22 protein-coding genes are annotated in these 21,651 nt (G+C 64.7%); 14 read left to right on the top strand and 8 right to left on the bottom strand.

Annotation, left to right across the window (positions count from 1 at the left end; genetic code table 11):
* Positions 1 to 34: 34 nt before the first annotated feature.
* The 5 genes from PXJ20_RS27770 to PXJ20_RS27750 form a co-directional block, all read right to left on the bottom strand.
* Positions 35 to 571: a hypothetical protein gene (locus PXJ20_RS27770; protein WP_017773235.1), complete on the bottom strand. Its 537-nt coding sequence runs from the start codon at positions 569 to 571 to the stop codon at positions 35 to 37.
* Between the two features lie 109 nt (positions 572 to 680).
* Complete coding sequence (gene prpC, locus PXJ20_RS27765) at positions 681 to 1,898, bottom strand: bifunctional 2-methylcitrate synthase/citrate synthase (RefSeq protein WP_421031450.1); 1,218 nt, start codon at positions 1,896 to 1,898, stop codon at positions 681 to 683.
* 52 nt (positions 1,899 to 1,950) lie between these two features.
* Complete coding sequence (gene prpB / locus PXJ20_RS27760) at positions 1,951 to 2,847, bottom strand: methylisocitrate lyase (protein ID WP_421031449.1); 897 nt, start codon at positions 2,845 to 2,847, stop codon at positions 1,951 to 1,953.
* Positions 2,844 to 3,860, bottom strand: coding sequence for an HpcH/HpaI aldolase/citrate lyase family protein (locus PXJ20_RS27755; RefSeq protein ID WP_421031448.1), 1,017 nt, complete (start codon positions 3,858 to 3,860; stop codon positions 2,844 to 2,846). The genes prpB and PXJ20_RS27755 overlap by 4 nt, the downstream gene beginning before the upstream one ends.
* Positions 3,861 to 4,174: 314 nt before the next feature.
* Positions 4,175 to 5,158 carry a malate dehydrogenase gene (locus tag PXJ20_RS27750; RefSeq protein ID WP_017773239.1) on the bottom strand — a complete coding sequence of 328 codons (984 nt, stop codon included), beginning with the start codon at positions 5,156 to 5,158 and terminating at the stop codon, positions 4,175 to 4,177.
* A gap of 442 nt (positions 5,159 to 5,600) precedes the next feature.
* On the opposite strand from PXJ20_RS27750, the gene PXJ20_RS27745 reads away from it, so the two are divergent.
* The 14 genes from PXJ20_RS27745 to PXJ20_RS27680 all read left to right on the top strand — a co-directional run bounded on the left by PXJ20_RS27745 (position 5,601) and on the right by PXJ20_RS27680 (position 19,862).
* Entirely contained in the window at positions 5,601 to 6,392 is a 792-nt protein-coding gene (locus PXJ20_RS27745; RefSeq protein ID WP_413215837.1) for a GntR family transcriptional regulator, read from the top strand.
* 195 nt (positions 6,393 to 6,587) lie between these two features.
* Positions 6,588 to 7,004 carry a succinate dehydrogenase, cytochrome b556 subunit gene (gene sdhC / locus PXJ20_RS27740; protein WP_017773241.1) on the top strand — a complete coding sequence of 139 codons (417 nt, stop codon included), beginning with the start codon at positions 6,588 to 6,590 and terminating at the stop codon, positions 7,002 to 7,004.
* 3 nt (positions 7,005 to 7,007) lie between these two features.
* The gene (sdhD, locus tag PXJ20_RS27735) at positions 7,008 to 7,376 is read left to right on the top strand and encodes a succinate dehydrogenase, hydrophobic membrane anchor protein (RefSeq protein ID WP_017773242.1); all 369 of its coding nucleotides are present in this window, start codon (positions 7,008 to 7,010) and stop codon (positions 7,374 to 7,376) included.
* 4 nt (positions 7,377 to 7,380) lie between these two features.
* Entirely contained in the window at positions 7,381 to 9,156 is a 1,776-nt protein-coding gene (gene sdhA, locus PXJ20_RS27730; protein WP_017773243.1) for a succinate dehydrogenase flavoprotein subunit, read from the top strand.
* 28 nt (positions 9,157 to 9,184) lie between these two features.
* Positions 9,185 to 9,886 carry a succinate dehydrogenase iron-sulfur subunit gene (locus PXJ20_RS27725; RefSeq protein WP_017773244.1) on the top strand — a complete coding sequence of 234 codons (702 nt, stop codon included), beginning with the start codon at positions 9,185 to 9,187 and terminating at the stop codon, positions 9,884 to 9,886.
* Positions 9,887 to 9,900: 14 nt separating this feature from the next.
* A complete protein-coding gene (locus tag PXJ20_RS27720) occupies positions 9,901 to 10,173 on the top strand; it encodes a succinate dehydrogenase assembly factor 2 (RefSeq protein ID WP_017773245.1) in 273 nt (90 codons plus the stop codon).
* 88 nt (positions 10,174 to 10,261) lie between these two features.
* Complete coding sequence (gene gltA, locus PXJ20_RS27715) at positions 10,262 to 11,563, top strand: citrate synthase (protein WP_421057454.1); 1,302 nt, start codon at positions 10,262 to 10,264, stop codon at positions 11,561 to 11,563.
* A gap of 130 nt (positions 11,564 to 11,693) precedes the next feature.
* Entirely contained in the window at positions 11,694 to 13,994 is a 2,301-nt protein-coding gene (locus PXJ20_RS27710) for a glycogen debranching N-terminal domain-containing protein (protein ID WP_421032211.1), read from the top strand.
* 124 nt (positions 13,995 to 14,118) lie between these two features.
* The gene (locus tag PXJ20_RS27705; protein WP_017775625.1) at positions 14,119 to 14,979 is read left to right on the top strand and encodes a MurR/RpiR family transcriptional regulator; all 861 of its coding nucleotides are present in this window, start codon (positions 14,119 to 14,121) and stop codon (positions 14,977 to 14,979) included.
* Positions 14,980 to 15,214: 235 nt separating this feature from the next.
* Entirely contained in the window at positions 15,215 to 16,564 is a 1,350-nt protein-coding gene (locus tag PXJ20_RS27700; protein ID WP_421032212.1) for an aspartate aminotransferase family protein, read from the top strand.
* 143 nt (positions 16,565 to 16,707) lie between these two features.
* On the top strand, positions 16,708 to 17,262 hold the full coding sequence (locus PXJ20_RS27695; protein WP_421032213.1) for a carboxymuconolactone decarboxylase family protein: 555 nt from the start codon (positions 16,708 to 16,710) through the stop codon (positions 17,260 to 17,262).
* 225 nt (positions 17,263 to 17,487) lie between these two features.
* On the top strand, positions 17,488 to 17,913 hold the full coding sequence (locus PXJ20_RS27690) for an OsmC family protein (RefSeq protein WP_017775628.1): 426 nt from the start codon (positions 17,488 to 17,490) through the stop codon (positions 17,911 to 17,913).
* Positions 17,914 to 18,105: 192 nt separating this feature from the next.
* Positions 18,106 to 19,059 (top strand): isocitrate lyase/PEP mutase family protein, encoded by a 954-nt coding sequence (locus tag PXJ20_RS27685; RefSeq protein WP_421032214.1) that lies wholly within the window; start codon positions 18,106 to 18,108, stop codon positions 19,057 to 19,059.
* Positions 19,060 to 19,580: 521 nt separating this feature from the next.
* Positions 19,581 to 19,862, top strand: a complete 282-nt coding sequence (locus tag PXJ20_RS27680; protein WP_017775630.1) for a YodC family protein — start codon at positions 19,581 to 19,583, stop codon at positions 19,860 to 19,862.
* An 89-nt stretch (positions 19,863 to 19,951) separates the two neighbouring features.
* Here the strand turns inward: PXJ20_RS27680 and PXJ20_RS27675 are convergent, their stop codons facing one another.
* From PXJ20_RS27675 to PXJ20_RS27665, 3 genes are all read right to left on the bottom strand, one after another.
* Entirely contained in the window at positions 19,952 to 20,437 is a 486-nt protein-coding gene (locus tag PXJ20_RS27675; RefSeq protein WP_421032216.1) for a GNAT family N-acetyltransferase, read from the bottom strand.
* Positions 20,434 to 21,066 carry a LysE family translocator gene (locus PXJ20_RS27670; RefSeq protein ID WP_017775632.1) on the bottom strand — a complete coding sequence of 211 codons (633 nt, stop codon included), beginning with the start codon at positions 21,064 to 21,066 and terminating at the stop codon, positions 20,434 to 20,436. The genes PXJ20_RS27675 and PXJ20_RS27670 overlap by 4 nt, the downstream gene beginning before the upstream one ends.
* A gap of 142 nt (positions 21,067 to 21,208) precedes the next feature.
* On the bottom strand, positions 21,209 to 21,529 hold the full coding sequence (locus PXJ20_RS27665) for a superinfection immunity protein (RefSeq protein ID WP_017775633.1): 321 nt from the start codon (positions 21,527 to 21,529) through the stop codon (positions 21,209 to 21,211).
* Positions 21,530 to 21,651: the final 122 nt, after the last annotated feature.

Here is a 21,651-nt window from a genome sequence, read left to right as displayed (position 1 = left end):
GTGGCTTTCCGTTGAGTCGCTCGAGGCGCTCCGCTTACTGGCTTGCGCCCACCGGTGCAGCAGCGCCGGTGCCTGCGCGGTTCAGCGCGTTGGCCTGCGTCGGCGCCGGCGAGCCTTGTTCCATGGCCAGCGTCTTGCATTCGTCGGCGAGACGCGAGCTGTCCTTGTCCGAGAACAGCATGGCCTTGGCCGGGATGACGACGAGGTCCAGACCGCTGGCGGCGTCGTGGAAACGGTCTGCGCCCGTGGTGGTCACTTCGCGCGGCAGTCGGTAATTCTTGTTGCCCCAGTGAACCGTCACGATCTGGTCGCGCTTCATGTCGCCCTGAAGCATGAACGACAGACCTTCGTTACAGGACCACTTTTCCGAGCCGTCCGGAATCGGATCGACCTTCGCTTCCTTCGCGGGGTTCGGCTTGCGCTTGATCAGGCGGCGCTTCGGCGCAGGTGCCTTCGGCTTGGCGGCCGGCTTGGCCGTCGACGTGCCGCCCTGGGCGAGCGCATCGGTGCCGGTCAGCAGCAACGTCGAGGAAAGGACGCCGACAACGGTGGCGATCAGCAGTTTCTTCATGAGAGTGAGCCTTTCTATCTAATCAGTTAAACGTGAACGACCGAGGTTTCAATGCTTGTGTGCGGCCATTGGGTTGAACTGCACGCGCCCCGAGAGCGCACAGCGGACGCTATTTTCTCCTATTTAGCGCCACAAATTTCAAATTCTCCGGTCCCGTGTAATTCGCGCTGGGGCGGATGATCTTGTTGTCGATGCGCTGCTCGATGATGTGGGCGCTCCAGCCCGAGGTGCGCGAGATCACGAAGAGCGGCGTGAACATGGCCGTGGGCACGCCCAGCATGTGATACGAGACCGCGCTGAACCAGTCGAGGTTGGGGAACATCTTCTTGGCGTCCCACATCACGCTTTCGAGCCGCTCGGCGATGTTGAAGAGCTTCATGTCGCCGGCTTCCTTCGAGAGCTTTTTCGCGACGTCCTTGATGACCTTGTTGCGCGGGTCCGAGATCGTGTAGACCGGGTGACCGAAGCCGATCACCACTTCGCGGTTCGCCACGCGCTGGCGGATGTCGGCTTCGGCCTCGTCGGGCGTCTGGTAGCGCGACTGGATTTCGTAGGCGACCTCGTTGGCGCCGCCGTGCTTCGGCCCGCGCAGCGCACCGATGGCACCCGTGATGGCCGAGTACAGGTCCGAGCCCGTGCCCGCGATCACGCGGCCCGTGAACGTGGAGGCGTTGAACTCGTGCTCGGCATAGAGGTTGAGCGAGACGTGCATCGCGTCGACCCACGACTTGCGCGGCGCGGTGCCGTGCAGCAGGTGCAGGAAGTGGCCGCCGATGGAGTCGTCGTCGGTTTCCACCTCGATGCGCCGGCCGTTGTGCGAATAGTGGTACCAGTACAGCAGCATGGAGCCGAGCGAGGCCATCAGGCGGTCGGCGATGTCGCGCGCGCCGGGCACGTTGTGGTCGTCCTTCTCGGGCAGCACGGTGCCGAGCACGGAGACGCCGGTGCGCATCACGTCCATCGGGTGCGCGGAGGCGGGAATCCACTCGAGCGCGGCCTTCAGGTTGGCGGGCAGGCCGCGCAGGGCCTTGAGCTTCGTCTTGTAGGCGGCCAGTTCGGCGGCGTTGGGCAGCTTGCCGTGCACGAGCAGGTGGGCGACTTCCTCGAATTCGCAGGCGCCGGCGATGTCGAGGATGTCGTAGCCGCGGTAGTGCAGGTCGTTGCCGGTGCGGCCCACGGTGCACAGGGCGGTGTTGCCGGCGGTCACGCCCGAAAGTGCGACGGATTTCTTGGGCTTGAAGCCGCTGGCGGTGTTTGGCCCCGCGGTTGATGCCGCCGCTGGCTTGGCCGCGCCATTGGCGCCGTTCGAATGCCTGGTCTCGCTCATCTGCCTTGCTCCTTGCGGTGCGGCCTGCGCGGGTGGTTTTCGGTCGGCCGGCTTACTTCTTCTGGCCGAACAGCGCGTCCAGTTTCTGTTCGTACGCGTAGTAGCCGATGCTCTCGTAGAGTTCGGTGCGCGTTTGCATCGTGTCGAGCACGGCTTGCTGCGTACCGTCGCGGCGAATCGCGTGGTACACGTTTTCCGCGGCCTTGTTCATGGCGCGAAACGCCGAGAGCGGGTACAGCACGAGCGACACGTCCGCGCCGCGCAACTCGTCCACGGTGAACAGCGGCGTGGAGCCGAATTCGGTGATGTTCGCGAGCACCGGCACCTTTACCGCCTGCGCGAACTGGCGGTACATGCCGAGTTCGGTCATCGCCTCGGGGAAGATCATGTCGGCGCCGGCTTCCACGCAGGCTACGGCGCGCTCGATGGCGGCATCGAGCCCTTCCACCGCCAGCGCGTCCGTGCGGGCCATGATGACGAAGTCGGGGTCGATACGCGCGTCCACGGCGGCCTTGATGCGGTCCACCATTTCAGCCTGCGCGACGATCGCCTTGCCGGGGCGGTGCCCGCAGCGCTTGGCGCCCACCTGGTCCTCGATGTGCATGGCGCCTGCGCCGGCCTTCGTCAGCGCCTTCACCGTCCGTGCGATGTTGAATGCGGACGGGCCAAAGCCCGTATCGACATCCACGAGCAGCGGCAGGTCGCAGACGTCGGTGATGCGGCGCACGTCCGTGAGCACGTCGTCGAGTGTCGAGATGCCGAGGTCGGGCAAGCCGAGCGAACCGGCCGCCACGCCGCCGCCCGACACGTAGATGGCCTTGAAGCCAGCACGTTTGGCGAGCAGCGCGTGGTTCGCGTTGACTGCGCCCACCACCTGCAGCGGACGCTCGGCCTCCACGGCGGCGCGAAACGCGGCGCCGGCGGAACGGTAGTCTGTGGTCTCGATCATGGTGCGTGCTCCTCGCCGGGACGGCCCGGCCCGAACAGCGACGCCGCTTCCGGCGGCACGGTGCGGCCGGTGGCGCGCGCACGGCGCAGCACCGACCAGTAGTAGCGGTAGCTCGCGCGGTCGTGCAGCGTGTCGCGATGGCGCGTCGGGCCCCATTGCGCGGCCTGGGCGGCCAGCAGGATCTCGGCGGCCGTCACGATTTCTTCGTCGCGGGGCGCGAACGCCGCGACGATGGCGGGAATCTGCGCCGGATGGATGCTCCACATGCGCGTATAGCCGAACTCGCTGCGGGCGCGCGCGGCGTCGCCGGCCACGACGCTCATGTCGCGCACTTCGGTCGTCACGTTGTGCGACGGCACTTTGCCGCGCGCATGGCACGCCGCGGCGATCTCGAGCTTGGCCCGGCGCACGAGTGGGTGGTCGAACTGGCCGGGCGAGCGCATCGCGGTGTCGGGAATGGCGCCGTCGTGCGCCGAGACGAAATCCATCAGCCCGAAGCTGAGCGCCTGCACGCCGGGCAGCGCGGCGAGGTCGAACACGCGCGCGAGCGCGCCGTGCGTTTCGATCAGCAGGTCGACGGGTACGGGCTGGGCGATGCCGAATTCGACGCGCGTGGCTTCGATGAACGCGCACATTTCGGCGGCATCGGCGACGCTGCGGATCTTCGGCAGCGTGATGTACGCCGGCGCGCGTCGGGCTGCACGCAGGATCAGGCGGACGTCGTCGCGCCAGTGGGGATGGTGGAAGTCGTGAATCCGTACGCCGACGCGGCCAAAGCGGTCGTGCTCGCTGCCCACAAATGAGGCGACGAGTTCGGCGTGTTCGGCCTCGCGGCCGACCTGGGCGCCGTCCTCGCAGTCGAGCGTGATGTCGAACACGGGGCCTAGTTCCTGCTGTAGCGCCAGCGATTTGAGCATCAGCTTTTCACTGCCGGCGTAGTGATCGCACACGGGCAGGAGGGTGGGCGGCGCTTCGCCGTCAAACAGCACTTCGGCTGGAGTCAGGGCGCGCATCTTCGGCGTCGGGTCTGAATGGAGGGTGGACGAACCTGATTCGGATGCGCTCTGGTCGGCTGGCCTGCTTCGTCACGCGTGAAGCTGCGCGGCGTTTGGTCGCAGCGCCGAAGCTACCGGCGGGGCGCCCGGCAATGGCCGCGGCGCCTGCGTGCAAGGTCGGATAGAGCGCGTCCGGATCGGATCGGGTACACGGGCACAGCAACGTGAAGCAGCGCGCTTCAGCTCACGTGCCCGGATGCTTGACAGCCATGTGCAAAAAAACCGGAACCCGCGGCACAGCAACGGAGTTCCGGTTGGTTTGCATGTGAGGCTTAGCCGAGCAGGTGCTGCACGCCGTCGCGCTCTTCGAGCAGCTCGGCGAGCGTGCCGTCCATCTTCTCGCGCGAGAAGGCGTCGATTTCGAGGCCTTCAATGCGCTTGTACTCGCCGTTTTCGCAGGTCACCGGCACGCCGTAGATGATGTCTTCGGGAATGCCATACGAGCCGTCCGACGGAATGCCCATCGTGACCCACTTGCCGTTCGTGCCGAGCACCCAGTCACGCACGTGGTCGATTGCCGCATTGGCCGCCGACGCTGCCGACGACAGGCCGCGCGCTTCGATGATGGCCGCGCCGCGCTTGCCGACGGTCGGGATGAAGACGTTGCGGTTCCATTCGTCGTCGTTGATCAGCTTCAGCAGCGACTGGCCTTCGACCGTCGCGAAACGGAAATCGGGGTACATGGTGGGCGAGTGGTTGCCCCACACGGCCAGCTTTTCGATGGAGGCCACCGGCTTGCCCGACTTCGCGGCGAGTTGCGAGAGCGCGCGGTTGTGGTCGAGGCGCAGCATGGCCGTGAAGTTCTTCTTCGGCAGATCCGGAGCCGACTTCATCGCGATGTAGGCGTTCGTGTTGGCCGGGTTGCCGACCACCAGCACCTTGATGTCGCGGCTCGCGACTTCGTTCAGCGCGCGGCCTTGCACCGTGAAGATTTCAGCGTTTGCCGAAAGCAGGTCTTTGCGCTCCATGCCCTTCGAGCGCGGACGGGCGCCCACGAGCAGCGCGACGTCGGCGTCCTTGAACGCGACCTTCGGATCGTCCGTGACCACGACGCCCGCGAGCAGCGGGAACGCGCAGTCTTCCAGTTCCATCACGACGCCCTTGACGGCAGCTTGCGCCTGCGGGAGGTCGAGCAGTTGCAGGATGACGGGCTGGTCTTTGCCGAGCAGGTCGCCGTTGGCGATGCGAAAGAGCAGCGAGTAACCGATCTGACCTGCGGCGCCGGTGACGGCAACGCGCTTTGCGGGCTTAGCCATTGAGAAATCTCCAGGAGGATGCGTTAGACGCCAGAGTAAAACGCCATTCTATATGGGCGTTACGCCTGGCGTTCATGAAACGGACGAACAGCGCGGCAGAGCGCAGGCGGCGGGCGCGCGCAGCGCCATCCATGCATCGTTGCCGGTCTTCGCGACAGCGCTTTCGGCACGTCCGGCGGCATCTGGAGGAGGCCGCGGCGGGGCGGATCGAAACTTCTACTGCGTGAATGCGACACCTTGTGCAGGGTAGCGCCGGTGCGCTGCCCTGCGTGCTCGAAAGCCTTGCTGGACAACGTTCGCCGGCAACCCGCGAACCCTGGCTCGACCTGGAGTGTAGGAGCGGGGCAGGCCAAAGTCAACAGTATCTTATGTCTTATATAAGACATATGTATTGAGCTGGAAAAGCTGGACGCCGATATGCGCTTTATGTTGAAATGCGCGCATGAATGCGAACCCGGCGAGCACTGCTAACCCCCCTGGCCAGGATGGCGCCGGCACCGGCGCGTCCTCGTCCGGCTCGCCTACGTTCAGCCCGCTGTACCAGCAGATCAAGGGCCTCATTACGCAGAGCCTCGAATCCGGCGAATGGAAGCCCGGTGAAATCATTCCCAGCGAGATGGAACTCGCCGCCCGCTACAAGGTAAGCCAGGGCACCGTGCGCAAGGCGATCGACGAACTTGCCGCGGAAAACCTGCTCGTGCGGCGCCAGGGAAAGGGCACATTTGTTGCAACCCACAGCGAGGACCGCGCCCAGTTTCGCTTCCTCAGGTTGCTTGCGGATGACGGCGCGGAGCATCCGCACGTCAGCAAGCTGCTCGAGTGCCGCCGCCTGCGCGCCACGGCCGACATTGCCCGCCAGCTGGAACTGAAGCCCGCTGACCCTGTGGTGCTGATCCGGCGGCTGCTGCAATTCGACGGCGAAACCACCGTCCTCGACGAAATCTGGCTGCCCGGAGGGTTGTTCCGCGGCCTTACGCTCGAGCGCCTTTCCGAGTACAAGGGCCCGCTTTACGCGATGTTCGAATCCGAGTTCGGTACGCGCATGATTCGTGCGTCCGAGAAAATCCGGGCCGTCGCTGCCGACCCGGCCGTGGCTGAGCAGTTGCACGTGCCACCGGGCTTTCCGCTGCTTTCCGTGGAGCGTGTGTCGTACACGTACGGCGACAAGCCGGTCGAGGTGCGGCGTGGTTGGTATGTCACGAACGGGTACTACTATCAGAACGATCTGAGCTGAACGGCCGCATGTGTGCAGCTTTGCGCGCGTGCGGCGGATCAGTGGAAGAGAAGCGGGCCGAAGCAGGACAGAAGCGGAAAGACGCGCCTCTTTATAGCGCAAACAGCAACGGTCATTGCAGGACTTTCGCTGCAGCGCGCAAAGAAAAGGCGCTAAAATTGCGGATTGGTGTGACTACAAAAGTAGGGGTCTAGCATGGCTGAAGCCGTAAAAAAACCGAGGCCGGAATTCCGGAACATCGGGCTCGGGCAGATATTGTTCGCGTACCGTCTGCCTCTCGCAGGGCGCGTATCGATCCTTCATCGCGTAAGCGGTGCATTGCTGTTCATCTTCCTGCCCTTCCTGCTGTATCTGTTCGATCAGAGCCTCACCTCAGAACTCAGCTTCGAAGTGTTCAAAGGCTTCCTGTCCAGCGTCATCGTCAAGCTCATCGTGCTGGTCCTCTCCTGGGCCTTCCTCTTCCACTTCTGCGCCGGCGTCCGTCACCTTCTGATGGATACCAACCACGGCGCGGTGTCCAAGGAAAAGGGCAAGCAGACCTCGGTCGTCGTCCTGATTGTTTCCTCGCTCCTTACTCTTGCCGTTGCGGCAAAACTCTTCGGGGTGTTCTGAAAAATGGCAACCAATAACCGCATCGGCCCGAAGCGTCTTGTCGTCGGCGCGCACTACGGTCTGCGCGACTGGCTCGCGCAACGTATTACCGCCACCGTCATGGCGGTCTACACCATCATCCTGCTCGTCTGGTTCTTCGCTGCGCAGGATTTTTCCTACGACGGCTGGGCCTCGATCTTCGCCACGCAATGGATGAAGCTCGCCACCTTCGTCACGCTGCTCTCGCTCTTTTATCACGCCTGGGTTGGCGTGCGCGACATCTGGATGGACTACGTCAAGCCGGTTGGCGTGCGGCTGGTGCTGCAGGCCCTGACGATCCTCTGGCTGCTCGCATGTGCGGGCTACGCTGCGCAGATTCTCTGGAGAGTGTAAAAGAATGGCTGCAATCAAAAGTTCTCTGCCGCGTCGCCGCTTCGACGTGGTGATCGTCGGTGCAGGCGGCTCGGGGATGCGCGCGTCGCTGCAACTCGCACGTGCCGGCCTCTCGGTCTGCGTGCTCTCGAAAGTGTTCCCCACGCGTTCGCACACGGTCGCGGCGCAAGGCGGCATTGGCGCCTCGCTCGGCAACATGAGCGAAGACAACTGGCACTACCACTTCTACGACACCATCAAGGGCTCCGACTGGCTGGGCGACCAGGACGCCATCGAGTTCATGTGCCGTGAAGCACCGAACGCCGTCTACGAACTTGAACACTTCGGCATGCCGTTCGACCGTAACGCGGACGGCACGATCTACCAGCGTCCGTTCGGCGGCCACACCGCGAACTACGGTGAAAAGCCGGTGCAGCGCGCCTGCGCGGCTGCCGACCGTACCGGCCACGCGCTGCTGCATACGCTGTACCAGCAGAACGTCGCAGCGAAGACGCAGTTCTTCGTCGAATGGATGGCGCTCGACCTGATCCGCGACGCGGACGGCGACGTGCTCGGCGTGACGGCGCTCGAAATGGAAACGGGCGACGTCTACATTCTCGAAGGCAAGTGCACGCTGTTCGCCACGGGTGGCGCGGGCCGCATCTTCGCGGCGTCCACCAACGCGTTCATCAACACCGGCGACGGCCTTGGCATGGCGGCGCGTTCGGGCATTCCGCTCGAAGACATGGAGTTCTGGCAGTTCCACCCCACCGGCGTGGCCGGTGCGGGCGTGCTGATCACGGAAGGCGTGCGCGGCGAAGGCGGCATTCTGCGTAATGCGAACGGCGAACGCTTCATGGAGCGCTACGCGCCCACGCTGAAGGATCTGGCGCCACGCGACTTTGTGTCGCGCTCGATGGACCAGGAAATCAAGGAAGGCCGCGGCGTGGGTCCGAACAAGGACCACGTGCTGCTCGACCTTTCGCACATCGGCGCCGAGACGATCATGAAGCGTCTGCCGTCGATCCGCGAAATCGCGCTGAAGTTCGCGAACGTCGACTGCATCAAGGAACCCATCCCCGTTGTGCCGACCATTCACTACCAGATGGGCGGCATTCCGACGAACATCCACGGTCAGGTGGTGGGCACGCAGAAGGGCCACGAAGACCCGATCAACGGCTTCTACGCCGTGGGCGAATGCTCGTGCGTCTCGGTGCACGGCGCGAACCGGCTGGGCACGAACTCGCTGCTCGACCTCGTGGTGTTCGGCCGCGCAGCGGGCAACCACATCGTGAAGCACGTGAAGGAAATCAAGGAGCACAAGCCGCTGCCGGCCGATGCCGCCGATTTCTCGCTCGCGCGTCTCGACAAGCTCGAAAAGTCCAGCTCCGGCGAATACACGCAAGCCATTGCCAACGACATCCGCTCGACCATGCAGAAGCATGCCGGCGTGTTCCGTACCTCGGCGCTGCTCTCGGAAGGCGTGGGCGAAGTGGCCGAACTCGCGAAGCGCGTGGAGCACGTGCATCTCAAGGACAAGTCGAAGGTGTTCAACACGGCACGCATCGAAGCGCTGGAACTCGCGAACCTGATCGAAGTGGCACGCGCGACGATGGTGTCCGCTGAAGCCCGCAAGGAAAGCCGTGGCGCGCACGCGCACAGCGACTACGAGCATCGCGACGACGAGAACTGGCTGCGCCACTCGCTGTGGTACAGCGAAGGCGACCGCCTCGAATACAAGCCGGTTCACATGAACCCGCTTAGCGTCGAGTCGGTACCGCCGAAGGCGCGTACGTTCTAAGCCAAAGCCAGATCAAAAGGAATCGGAAATGGCCAAACGAATTTTTGAAGTCTACCGCTACGATCCGGACAAGGACGCCGCCCCGCGCATGCAGACGTACGAGCTCGAAATCGAGCACGAGCGCATGCTGCTCGACGCGCTGGTGAAACTGAAGGCGCTGGACGAGACGCTGTCGTTCCGCCGCTCGTGCCGTGAAGGCGTGTGCGGGTCGGACGCCATGAACATCAACGGCAAGAACGGTCTGGCGTGCCTCACGAACCTGAACGACCTGCCGCAGAAGATCGTGCTGCGTCCGCTGCCGGGCCTGCCCGTGGTGCGCGACCTGATCTGCGACTTCACGCAGTTCTTCAACCAGTACCACTCGATCAAGCCGTACCTCATCAACGACACGCCGCCGCCCGAGAAAGAGCGTCTGCAGTCGCCGGAAGAGCGTGACGAGCTGGACGGCCTGTACGAGTGCATTCTGTGCGCGAGCTGCTCCACGTCGTGCCCGAGCTTCTGGTGGAACCCCGACAAGTTCGTGGGTCCGGCCGGGCTGCTGCAAGCCTATCGCTTCATCGCGGACAGCCGCGACGAGGCAACCGGCGAGCGCCTCGACAACCTCGAAGATCCGTACCGTCTGTTCCGTTGCCACACGATCATGAACTGCGTCGACGTTTGCCCGAAGGGGCTGAACCCGACGAAGGCGATCGGCAAGATCAAGGAACTGATGGTTCGCCGCACCGTTTGACAGGACCCGTCGTGATGGAAGGACCTTCTCACCAGTCCGATCCTCTTCGCCGCGCGCGCCTTCGCTGGCGCGCGCGGCGCGGCCTGCTCGAAAACGACCTGATTTTCGAGCGCTTTTTCGGCCGCTACGAGCATGACCTCAGCGATGCCGATGTCGGCGCGCTCACGCGCCTTTTCGAGCTGAGCGATAACGACCTGATGGACTTGCTGCTTGCACGCAAGGAACCGGAAGGCGACCTTGCCGACCCGGACGTTAAACGGGTGCTGGAGCGGCTGCGCGCGGTCTGAACCGCAGGCGAGCCGGGCCTCACGGGCTTGCTCCAGGCGTGCAACATATATCGAAATCCAGTTTCTACACTTCGATTGAGGATGAGCTATGACCCCGTCAGATGTTAAAGCCACGCTATCGTTCAGCGATAACTCGCCGAGCGTCGAAATGCCGATTTACAAGGGCACGATGGGCCCGGACGTAATCGACATCCGCAAACTGTACGGTCAGACCGGCAAGTTCACGTACGACCCGGGCTTCATGTCGACGGCGGCATGCAATTCGGCGATCACGTACATCGACGGGGACAAGGGCGAACTGCTGTACCGCGGCTACCCGATCGACAACCTCGCGCAAAACGCCGACTTCCTCGAAACCTGCTACCTGCTGCTCAAGGGCGAATTGCCCAACCAGGCCCAGAAGGACGAGTTCGTGAAGACCGTCACGAGCCACACGATGGTCCACGAGCAGATGCATCTCTTTTTCCGCGGCTTCCGTCGCGACGCGCACCCGATGTCGATTCTCGTGGCTGCGGTGGGCGCGCTCTCGGCCTTCTACCACGACTCGCTCGACATCAGTAACCCGCGTCATCGCGACGTGTCGGCGATCCGCATGATCGCCAAGCTCCCGACGCTGGTGGCGATGGCGTACAAGTACAGCATCGGTCAACCGTTCGTGTACCCGCGCGACGACCTCTCGTACAGCGCGAACTTCATGCGCATGATGTTCTCGAACCCGTGCGAGGAGTACAAGGTCAACGACGTGCTGGTGCGCGCGCTCGACCGCATCCTCATTCTTCACGCGGACCACGAGCAGAACGCATCGACCTCGACGGTGCGTCTCGCGGGCTCGTCGGGCGCGAACCCGTTTGCGTGTATCGCGGCCGGTATCGCCTGTCTCTGGGGCCCGGCACACGGCGGCGCCAACGAAGCGGCGCTCAACATGCTCGAAGAGATCGGCTCGCCGGACAACATTCCCGAATTCATCCGCCAGGTGAAGGACAAGAACTCGGGCGTGAAGCTGATGGGCTTTGGCCATCGCGTCTACAAGAACTACGACCCGCGCGCGAAGCTGATGCGCGAGACGTGCCACGAGGTGCTCGAAGAACTGGGCCTGCACGACGATCCGCTTTTCAAGCTCGCGATGCAGCTCGAAAAGATCGCGCTGGAAGACGAATACTTCGTGTCGCGCAAGCTGTACCCGAACGTGGACTTCTACTCGGGCATCGTGCAGCGCGCGCTGGGCATTCCGACCTCGATGTTCACCTGCATCTTCGCGATGGCACGTACGGTGGGCTGGATTGCGCAGTGGAACGAAATGATCGCCGACCCTGAGCAGAAGATCGGCCGTCCGCGCCAGCTGTTCATCGGCGCCGCGCCGCGCGAGGCGAAGCCGATCGCGAAGCGGTAATCGAGGCCGTCACCGCATTGCTCTGAACCAAAATCGCTCCCTCTGCTCGAAGCCTCTACAATCGGCGGCGTGCGTCGGCTAAACGCGGCGCACGCGATGCATTCGGCAGACACGGCACAGGAGCGATGCAATGCAGGATCCAGAAGCACTCGGCGGTGTAACGCACGCAGGGGGCGTGGACCACGCCCCGTCTCCCCAGCACGATGCAGACGGCGCGTTCATCCCGACAGAGGCCTCGCATGTCGCCAGCATGACCCAGCACGTGCTGAAGTCCGGCGACACGTTTATCGTCAACGACTCGCTGGGTGACATCACGGGCCACGACGACGGTCTCTTCGTCAACGACACGCGCGTGCTCTCGTCGCTGAGGCTCACCTTCGGCGGGCGCGCGCCGTCGCTGCTCTCGGGCAGCGTCAGCAACGACAACACGGCGTTCACCGCGCATCTCACCAACCGTCCGCTGCCGCCGCTCGGCGGCAGCAGCACCCCCGAAGGCGTAATCCACGTTCAGCGTGTGCGCGTGCTCTCGGGCACCGTGCTCAACGAGGCGATCGAACTCACCAACTACGGCACGAGCGATGCTGTCGTGCCGCTTTCCATCTCGTTCGCGAGCGACTTTCGCGACATGTTCGAAGTGCGCGGCCTGAAGCGCGAGAAGCGCGGCAGTATCGAGCCCGCTCGCATCGAGAACGACGAAGTGCGGCTCGACTATATCGGGCTCGACCGTGTGGCACGGCGTGTGCGCATCGCGTTTTCGCCCGCGCCCGACAAGCTGTTCGGCGACCGCGCCGATTATTCCGTGCGGCTGCCGGCGCAGGCGTGCGTATCGGTCTATCTGTCGGTTTCCGTGCACGTGGAGGCGCTGCCCGACGCACCACGCGACACGCCGAGCGCGGGACCGGTGCAGCCCGCGCATCTCGTGAGCGAGGCGCACCTCTCGCAGATCGACGCGGCGCGCCCGCGTGTGGGCCGGGCCGCCGTGCGTGCGGCGATGGTGGATGCCCACCTCGTCATGCGCGAGCGCAGGCGCACGACGGCGCGCGTGCGTTCCAGCAATCCGCTCTTCAACGGGTGGATCGAACGTTCGCTTGCCGACCTGGGGCTCCTCACGACCGATCTGGCAAGCGGTCCGTATCCGTACGCGGGCATTCCGTGGTTCTCCACTCCGTTTGGCCGCGATGCCGTCATCACGGCGCTGCAGAGCCTCTGGATGCAGCCGGCGCTTGCGCGCGGCGTGTTGCGCTTTCAGGCCGAGCACCAGGCGCGCGAGAACTCGCCGTTCCGTGACGCAGCGGTCGGCAAGATCATCCATGAGATGCGCAAGAGCGAGATGGCGGCCACGGGCGAAGTGCCGTTCGCGCAGTACTACGGCGGTGTGGACACCACGCCGCTCTTCATCGTGCTGGCGGGCGCCTACGCGGCACGCACCCACGACCTCGCGCTCATCGACGAACTGTGGCCCGCGCTGGAACGCGCCGCGAACTGGGTGGCCGGCGTATGCGATCGCAATCGTTTCGGGCTGCTCGATTATCAGCGCGAGTCCGAAGGGGGCCTTGCGAACCAGGGCTGGAAGGACAGCCACGATTCGGTCTTCCACGCGGACGGCCGCTTTCCCGAAGGCCCAATCGCGCTCGTCGAGGTGCAGGCCTACGCGGCTGCGGCATTCGACACGATGGCGCATTTTTCGGCCCTGCGCGGCCTCGGTAAGGACGCCGCCGCCTGGGCTGCACGCGCCGCGAAGATTCGCGCGTGCGTGGAGGAACGCTACTGGATGCCCGAATCGGGCTTCTACGGCATCGCGCTGGATGGCCACGGCGAACTGTGTCGTGTGCTCGCATCGAATGCAGGGCATTTGCTCGCGTTCGGCTTGCCTGCGCCGGAGCGCGGCAAGCAGGTGGTGGACGCGCTCGACTCCGCGCTGTTCCACACGGGCTGGGGCGTACGCACGCTGGCGGCGGGCCAGCCGCGCTTCAATCCGATGGCCTATCACAACGGGTCCGTGTGGCCGCACGACAATGCGCTCTGTGCGCGCGGCCTTGTGCGCTACGGCGGCAAGGCCGTGGCCGTGCGGCTGCTGCAGGCGCTGTTCGAAGCGGCCGTGACCTTCGACATGCGTCTGCCCGAGCTTTTCTGTGGCTTCCCGCGCCGCCGCGGCGAACCGCCTACGGCTTATCCCGTCGCGTGTCTGCCGCAGGCGTGGGCGGCCGGCTCGCCGTTCATGATGCTTGAAGCGTGCCTCGGCATCACGATCGACGCCGCGAGCCGCGAGGTGCGCATCGAGCAGCCCATGCTGCCCGAGGGCATCGACTGGATCGAGGTCGGCGACCTGCAGGTGGGCGAGGGCTCGGTCTCCATCGTGTTCCGGCGCATGGACGGCAAGGTCGTGGCATCGGCGGACAAGGGCGACGTGAAGGTCGTCGCGGTGCTGTAGGGGCGCGTTCGCATTCCGGTGAACGTGGGCGGCGCAACTCAAGGCCGCTCACGCACGGAGTCTTGCATGTCGCCCGATGCCCCGGTGATACCATTCGTTGCCGCCGCCACTTCGCTGTCGCCGCATGCCCGATACCTTCGACCAGCTCGCCGTTCTGATTCGTGCCCGCTTTGCCGGGCTGAGCCCGCAATTCCAGACGGGCGCGGCGTTTCTGCTCGATCATCCCGACGAAGTGGCCGTGCTCTCGATGCGCAAGGTGGCCGATCGCGCCCAGGTGCAGCCGGCGTCGCTCGTGCGGCTTGCGCAGCAACTCGGCTTTCCCGGCTGGAACGAGATGCGCGAACTCTTCGTGGCGCGCGTGCGCACGCGGCCCGAGCCGCTCACGAATCGCGCCCGCTCGCTCGTTGCGGGTAACGCCAAACAGTCGCTCGCACACGATCTGCTCGTCGCGCAGCAACACAATCTCGATGTAACGGCCGCGCAGAACGAACGCACCTTGATCGAGGCCGCGCGCATTTTGCGTCGCGCGCGCCACGTGCACGTGGCCGGTTACCGGTCGTGCTATGCGGTGGCCTTCGGGCTCGTTTATGGCTACCGGTTTTTCCGTTCGTCCGTTTCGTTGCTCACAGGCGAAGCGGGCACGCTCGACATGCAGCTGCGAGCCATCGATCGCGACAGCGCGACGGTTGTGATCAGCTTCGCGCCGTATTCGGTGGAAGCGGTGCGCGTGGCCGAAACCGCGCTCGAAAAGGGCAGCAAGCTGGTTGCGATTACCGACAGCGCGGTGTCGCCCATCGCACTCAACGCCGACAAGTTGCTGATCTTCTCGCACGAGAGCCCGTCGTTCTTCCCGTCGCTCGTCGCGGCCACCGCGATTGCCGAGTCGCTCGTGGCGCATCTGCTCGCGCTGGAAGGCGCGGGTGCTGTCGAGCAGCTCGAGCAGGCGGAGCGTTCGTTGCACGCGAAAGGCGACTACGTGCCCTGACAGGCGGCGTTTCGACGTTCCGTCCCGCTTGCTTCGTCCTTCACGCTTCGTCTCTTCATAAGCACTTTCCTGCGGCTTTGCGCGCACGGTATGGCCGCATTCGGGCGCTGTTCTTGCTCCCTGGATCGCAGATTCGGTCGTGTTTGAGCGTACGCGCGTTTGCCTGTGTTGCCGCTTCGATCTCATTTGACAACAAATGTTGTGATACAGTGCGGCAATGCAACGGAGGAGCCGCATGTCTACCGTCTTTCACCGCATGCCGAAGCAGCCGCTGCCCGTCGCCGTAGCCGGCGACGGTATCGAGATCATCGATTCGACGGGCAAGCGCTATATCGATGCAAGCGGCGGCGCGGCCGTTTCATGCCTCGGCCATAGCCATCCGCGTGTGATCGAGGCGATTGCGCAGCAGGCGCGGCAACTGCCTTATGCGCATACCTCGTTCTTCACGAACGAAGCTGCCGAGGCGCTTGCTGACCGGCTTGCCGCCGCCGCGCCGCAAGGGCTTCGCCATGTGTATTTCGTTTCGGGCGGCTCCGAGGCCATCGAAGCCGCGCTCAAGCTCGCGCGCCAGTACTTCGTGGAGCGCGGCGAGCCGGCGCGCCGCCACTTCATTGCGCGACGTCAGAGCTATCACGGCAACACGCTGGGCGCGCTTGCGATTGGGGGCAACGCCTGGCGACGCGAGCCGTTCCTGCCGCTACTGATCGAGTCCCACCATGTGAGCCCGTGCTTCGCGTACCGCGAGCGGCGCGACGGAGAAACCGACGACGCCTACGCACAGCGTCTTGCCGACGAACTCGAGCAGAAGATTCTCGAACTCGGTCCCGACACGGTGGCGGCCTTCGTCGCCGAAACAGTGGTGGGCGCCACAGCGGGTGCCGTGCCGCCGGTGCGCGACTATTTCCGGAAGATCCGCGCCGTCTGCGACCGCTACGGCGTGCTGCTGATTCTCGACGAGATCATGTGCGGCATGGGCCGCACCGGCCATCTGTTCGCGTGCGAGGAGGACGGCGTCACGCCGGACCTGCTCACCATCGCGAAGGGGCTGGGCGCGGGTTATCAGCCGATCGGCGCGACGCTCGTGAGCGAGCGCATCTACGAAACCATCGTGGGCGGTACCGGCTATTTTCAGCACGGCCACACCTACATCGGTCATGCCACCGCCTGCGCGGCGGCACTGGAAGTGCAGCGCGTAGTCGCGGAGGATCGCCTGCTCGACAACGTGCAGGCGAGGGGAGAGCAACTGCGCGCCCGCTTGCTCGAACGTTACGCGCGGCATCCGTATGTCGGCGACGTGCGGGGCCGCGGGCTCTTCGTGGGTGTCGAACTGGTGCACGATCGTGCATCGAAAGCGCCGTTCGATCCTGCACTCAAACTGCATGCCGCGATCAAGCGCGAGGCATTTTCGCGCGGTCTGATGGTGTATCCCATGGGCGGCACGGTGGATGGCAGGTTCGGCGACCATGTGCTGCTGGCACCGCCGTTCATCTGCACGGCCACTGACATCGACACGATCGTCGAACGCCTCGCCGAAGCGATCGAAGCCGCGTTGCGAAAGAGCGGCGTCGCGACCGGAACGAGCTGAACGGCGGTGCATGATGCTGCGAGCGGTTGTCTGCGCGGCTCTCTATCTGCGGTATGTCTGCGGTATGTTGCCGGCATGTTGTGCCGATATGCGGCCGCGTGATTCAGGCGAAGCGAACCTTTTCAGTCAAGGCACTGCCCTTCATGAGCGAACGTCTTCCCCTATTCGATCTCTCGCACGCAACGCCCGCGCAGCGCGCCGTGCTCGACGAGATCCTCTCCGGCCCGCGCGGCAATCTCAACGGCCCGTTTCTCGGCTGGATCCACAGCCCGGCACTGGCTCAGCACGCACAGCGCCTCGGCGCCTTTTGCCGTTATCAGACGGGCCTGCCGCTGCGGCTTTCCGAACTCGCGATTCTCGTGACGGCGGCACGCTGGCGTGCCCAGGCCGAGTGGCACATCCACTATCCGATCGCGCTCGAAGCCGGGGTGCCGCCGGCGCTCGCCGAGGCACTGCGCCAGGGCAACCCCCCCGAATTCGACGATCCCGACGATGCATTGATCCACGCCTTCGCGTCGGAACTCTACGACATGAAGCGCGTTTCCGATGCCACCTACGCGAAGGCCGTGGCCCGCTTCGGCCATGAAGTGGTGATCAACCTGGTCGGCCTGCTTGGCTACTACGCGCTGGTTGCGATGACGCTGAACGTCTTCGAGATGCGCGCCCAGGGGCAGGACACGTTGCCGTTCGCAGAATAGTGCAGGTTCACGGCGGGGCCGGACCAACCGGAAAGATTCTGCAGCGGGCGCCGAAAACACAGCATCGGGAAGAACCGCCTATGATGAAGTCCGGTTCGCGCCCACGCTCGCCGGCGTGTGTGCCTGCGATCGATGCCTGCGCCACTCCCCCGGGGCGCGACCGTTGCGGCGGGCATCGCTTGCGCGAGACGGGCCCCGCCGGCGCGGCACACACTGGAGAGTGCGATGAAGCGCAAGGCATCGGCAGTCTGGCAAGGCGGCCTGCAGGACGGCAAGGGCTCCATTTCCACCGATAGCGGCGTCCTCGAGGACACCCAGTATTCGTTTTCGACGCGCTTCGAGAACGGCATCGGCACCAATCCCGAGGAACTGATTGCGGCAGCGCACGCTGGCTGCTTTTCGATGGCGTTGTCCGCCGAACTCGGCAAGGCCGGCATCAAGCCGGAGCGCATCGGGACCACCGCGACCGTCACGCTCGACAAGGCGGGGGCAGGCTTCGCCATTACCGCCGTGCACCTCGACGTGACCGTGAAGATTCCGGGCGGCGACAAGGCTGCATTCGACAAGGCCACGGCCGATGCAAAGGCGGGGTGCCCGGTCTCGAAAGTGCTGAACGCCACCATCACGATGGACGCGAAACTGGAAAGTTGAGCGAGCCCATCGGGCAGAACGTGCGCTCCGCGGTTCCGCCCCATTTGCTGCCTCATTGCCGCCTCATTTGCCGCCGTATCGCCACTGCATTGCCACCATCGCGGCCATGCAGCCGTTGTGCAGCCGTTGCGTAACCGCCGGCGCGCCGGCGGCGCTCTCTCTGACACTCACTTCCCAAGGACAACAACCATCATGACGACCGAGGCAACCCGACCTTCGGGAGAGGGGGCCGCAGGCGGTGCCACTGGCCCGTTGGCCCATGACCCCATCAGCCACGTGGAAAGCCAGACGGAAACCCACGCGGAAAGCCAGGCGGAAAAGGCCCGGCGCTTGCGCGCCTTGCACGAAGCGCCGGGCGCATTCGTGATTCCTAACCCCTGGGACATCGGCTCGGCGCGGCTGCTGGCCGCGACAGGCTTCAAGGCGCTCGCCACCAGCAGCGCCGGCTATGCGTTCTCGCGCGGCGTGCCCGACAGCGCGGTGGGCCGCGAACAAATGCTCGTGCACCTCGCAGAAATCGCCGCGGCCACCGACCTGCCCGTGAGCGCCGATCTCGAGAACGGTTTCGGCGACGCGCCCGAAACCGCGGCGCAGACCATACGCCTCGCCGCCGGGGCGGGTGTGGTGGGCGGCTCGATCGAAGACGCCACCGGCCGTGCCGACGATCCCATCTATCCGTTCGAACTGGCCGTGGAGCGTGTGCGTGCGGCCGTGGAGGCGGCGCGTGCATTGCCGTTTCCGTTCACCTTGACCGCGCGCGCCGAAAATCACCTGCACGGCCGCGACGACCTGCGCGACACGATTCGCCGCCTTCAGGCTTACGAGGAGGCCGGCGCCGACGTGCTCTACGCGCCAGGCCTGCGCTCGCGCGAGGACATTGCGGCCGTGGTGAGCGCGCTTACGCGGCCCGTCAACGTGTTGATGGGATTGCAGGGCGCCGTGCTGAGCGTCGCCGAACTGGAGGCGCTGGGGGTGAAACGGATCAGCGTGGGCGGGTCGCTCGCGCGCGCCGCATACGGGGCGTTCCTGCGCGCCGCGCGCGAGATGCACGACCGCGGCACCTTCACCTACGCAGCGGACGCCGTGAGCCACGTCGAAATCAGCGAACTGCTTTCGCGTGCGCCGCGCCAGACGCCGGCGGGCTGAAATACGCCATGCCCCTGCTCACCGGTGAACCGCTCTTTTACAGATAAATGCATAACGATTAAAGAAATGCTGGAAAAACGTTTTCGATATGCGTGAGATATTGTGCAGTGCGCCGTAAATACCATTGCCTGACAAAATCGCCATCATGAAAACAGTATGATTATTTGTTGATTAATACCGGGTGCGCAGCCAGCGTGCGCATTTCGGCATGTTTTACGGACGTTCGTTCGAGAATACGTAAGACCTGCCGCCGCAAGGCCCGCTGCGGCGCCATGTCGCGCGGGGCGGCGCGTGGCCTGGCGCGTTTTTGCCCGCACCCAGGATTTCCCCAGGTATATTCATCTGCCTGTAAATCGAATTTATAAAAATCGCTTGCAGACGGTTATTGGCATTGTTAATCTTGGCTGGCCTTTTAACGCTTCGTGCCGGTCGGCGCGAAGAAAAGCGAAAAAGGCGCAAGGCAAATTCGCCATGCCACCCCGCCACGGGCTTCAAGTCACGGTTTTCCATTGGGGATCCTCATGTCCAGCGCAACCCTGATCGACATGCAGCAGGAGCAGAACATCGGCATCGGTGACGTCGTCGCGCTCAGATCGGGCGGGCCGCGCATGACGGTGACCTACGTGGGACCGGTGGGGTTCGCGAACGGGGACTGGCTCGTGTGCCAATGGTTCGACGAGCAGGGCGAACTGCGGCAGGACATGTTTGCGCAGGACCGTGTGCGGCTCGAGCCGCGGTCCATTCCGCCCGGCTCGGTGCAGATGCATCAGTATTTCGGCATCGCAACCGTCGGGCGCATGTGACATACGTGGCGAGGCAGCGCGGCGGCCGACGAACCGTCGCGCGCTGTCTTGCGCTGTCTCGTGCCAACGCCTCAGCCGTCGCGCCCGGTCTAGACCGCCTTCGCCATTTCGGTCGTCTGCGACCAACCCAGCCGTTCATACAGTGGCCGCCCCATGTCGGTGGCGTGCAGCACCGCATAGTGAAGACCGCGCGCGCTGAAGGTGTTGTCGGCCCACTTCATCAACGCGTGCGCCAGTCCACGCTGCCGGTACGCCGGTTCCACATAGACGTTCAGCACGTAACCGCGCCGGTCCTGGTCCGGATGCAGCGGGTGGGGCGGCCACGCTATTTCCATCAGGCCGATCCCGGCAACGGGCCGCTCGCCGTCCATCGCCACGAACCCGAAGTACGAACCGTCGTTGAGACGCGGGGCGAGCCACGCACGAAACGCCGGCGTCATGCGCGCGAGGTCCTCGGGGTCTTTGCCTGCCTCGAGGAACATCGCGTGCCGGTGATGGCACACGAGGTCGAGGTCGTCCGGTGTGAGCGGGCGGATGGGCAACGCAGCCGCGTCTACAGACGCGTCCCGCGTCATTTCTGCGCTTCCGTTGCCATGCGGGCGGCGAGGCCGATCAACACCGTGCCCATCAGCCAGCGCTGAAGCGCGAGCCACGCCGGCCGCCCGGCAAGGAACGCGGCGATCGAACCGGCCGTCATGGCCACGACTCCGTTCACCGAAATGCTGAGCGCAATCTGCACGGCGCCGAGTGCGAGCGACTGCTCGAGCACGCTGCCGTGCAGGGGATCGATGAACTGCGGCAGCAGCGAGAGATAGAGCACCGCGATTTTCGGGTTCAGCAGGTTGGTGACGAAGCCCATCGCGAAGAGCTTGCGCGGGCTGTCCGCGGGCAGATCGCGCACCTGAAACGGCGAGCGGCCGCCCGGACGCAAGGCCTGCCACGCAAGCCACAGCAGATACAGCGCGCCGCCGAAGCGCAGCGCGTCGTAGGCGAACGGCACGGCGAGCAGCAGCGCGGTGATACCGAACGCGGCGCACAACATATAGAACACGAAGCCGAGCGCCACGCCGCCGAGCGAAATCAGCCCTGCCGTGCGCCCCTGGCAGATGGAGCGCGAGATCAGGTAGACCATGTTGGGTCCGGGCGTGAGCGCCATGCCGAGGGCGACGGCGGCGAAAGCGAGCAGGTGGGTGGTTTGCGGCACTGCGGGCTCCTGTCGGGTGAGGTGGTGAGGGGCGGGTTCCGCGGAAGGCGCCCGCACTTCATCACGGGCGGACGTGAGATGCATTCGGGTGCTGATTATTTCATGCACCCGAGAAGCGCGCTCGACATGCACTGGCCATTCGCTATTTCTGCGCCCGGTCGCGTGCAGCGGTGCGCCTCACACGTGTACTGACCCGCTCGGCGAGTGCACGCGAAAACCGCCCCATGCTGAGCAGACGCCGTTTCTCCGTTACGTCCACAGCGACGTTTTCCGGCGGGTTCGGCTGCAGCGACCAGTAGAGCGCGAGCAACCATCCGAATACGGTCCAGCCCATCACAGCGTTGAAGAGGGCGATCGTGAGCACGTCGCGGCGCTTGCGCCGGTCCGCAAGAATCGACGGCAGGAAGTAGAGGGTCAGCGCGGCGAACACCTCGACCGCCTGAACGAGCAGATTGTTTCCCATAGCCCTCCCTTTGAATGGTGCAGGGCAGTGCACCCTGAATGTGCCGATTTTCGCGTGAACGGGATGCCGGTGCCCAGTGCCGTCAGGCTCGCCTCGCCTACACGCGCGGCTTCCCGCGTGCG

Origin of the sequence: Paraburkholderia sp. A1RI_3L (genome assembly GCF_048957895.1) — a bacterium.
GTDB classification, from domain to species: domain Bacteria; phylum Pseudomonadota; class Gammaproteobacteria; order Burkholderiales; family Burkholderiaceae; genus Paraburkholderia; species Paraburkholderia kururiensis.
The sequence above is the reverse complement of the archived record's forward strand: the minus strand, read 5'-3'. Positions and strand labels throughout refer to the sequence as shown.

Excerpts from the sequence above, each read along its gene's own strand:
- sdhC (WP_017773241.1), top strand. The coding sequence starts at position 6,588 with ATGGCTGAAGCCGTAAAAAAACCGAGGCCGGAATTCCGGAACATCGGG.
- sdhA (WP_017773243.1), top strand. The coding sequence starts at position 7,381 with ATGGCTGCAATCAAAAGTTCTCTGCCGCGTCGCCGCTTCGACGTGGTG.
- PXJ20_RS27720 (WP_017773245.1), top strand. The coding sequence starts at position 9,901 with ATGGAAGGACCTTCTCACCAGTCCGATCCTCTTCGCCGCGCGCGCCTT.
- PXJ20_RS27755 (WP_421031448.1), bottom strand. The coding sequence starts at position 3,860 with ATGCGCGCCCTGACTCCAGCCGAAGTGCTGTTTGACGGCGAAGCGCCG.
- PXJ20_RS27700 (WP_421032212.1), top strand. The coding sequence starts at position 15,215 with ATGTCTACCGTCTTTCACCGCATGCCGAAGCAGCCGCTGCCCGTCGCC.
- PXJ20_RS27705 (WP_017775625.1), top strand. The coding sequence starts at position 14,119 with ATGCCCGATACCTTCGACCAGCTCGCCGTTCTGATTCGTGCCCGCTTT.
- PXJ20_RS27750 (WP_017773239.1), bottom strand. The coding sequence starts at position 5,158 with ATGGCTAAGCCCGCAAAGCGCGTTGCCGTCACCGGCGCCGCAGGTCAG.
- PXJ20_RS27710 (WP_421032211.1), top strand. The coding sequence starts at position 11,694 with ATGCAGGATCCAGAAGCACTCGGCGGTGTAACGCACGCAGGGGGCGTG.
- PXJ20_RS27665 (WP_017775633.1), bottom strand. The coding sequence starts at position 21,529 with ATGGGAAACAATCTGCTCGTTCAGGCGGTCGAGGTGTTCGCCGCGCTG.
- PXJ20_RS27725 (WP_017773244.1), top strand. The coding sequence starts at position 9,185 with ATGGCCAAACGAATTTTTGAAGTCTACCGCTACGATCCGGACAAGGAC.
- prpC (WP_421031450.1), bottom strand. The coding sequence starts at position 1,898 with ATGAGCGAGACCAGGCATTCGAACGGCGCCAATGGCGCGGCCAAGCCA.
- PXJ20_RS27675 (WP_421032216.1), bottom strand. The coding sequence starts at position 20,437 with ATGACGCGGGACGCGTCTGTAGACGCGGCTGCGTTGCCCATCCGCCCG.
- PXJ20_RS27745 (WP_413215837.1), top strand. The coding sequence starts at position 5,601 with ATGAATGCGAACCCGGCGAGCACTGCTAACCCCCCTGGCCAGGATGGC.
- PXJ20_RS27685 (WP_421032214.1), top strand. The coding sequence starts at position 18,106 with ATGACGACCGAGGCAACCCGACCTTCGGGAGAGGGGGCCGCAGGCGGT.
- PXJ20_RS27690 (WP_017775628.1), top strand. The coding sequence starts at position 17,488 with ATGAAGCGCAAGGCATCGGCAGTCTGGCAAGGCGGCCTGCAGGACGGC.
- prpB (WP_421031449.1), bottom strand. The coding sequence starts at position 2,847 with ATGATCGAGACCACAGACTACCGTTCCGCCGGCGCCGCGTTTCGCGCC.
- PXJ20_RS27770 (WP_017773235.1), bottom strand. The coding sequence starts at position 571 with ATGAAGAAACTGCTGATCGCCACCGTTGTCGGCGTCCTTTCCTCGACG.
- PXJ20_RS27695 (WP_421032213.1), top strand. The coding sequence starts at position 16,708 with ATGAGCGAACGTCTTCCCCTATTCGATCTCTCGCACGCAACGCCCGCG.
- gltA (WP_421057454.1), top strand. The coding sequence starts at position 10,262 with ATGACCCCGTCAGATGTTAAAGCCACGCTATCGTTCAGCGATAACTCG.
- PXJ20_RS27680 (WP_017775630.1), top strand. The coding sequence starts at position 19,581 with ATGTCCAGCGCAACCCTGATCGACATGCAGCAGGAGCAGAACATCGGC.
- sdhD (WP_017773242.1), top strand. The coding sequence starts at position 7,008 with ATGGCAACCAATAACCGCATCGGCCCGAAGCGTCTTGTCGTCGGCGCG.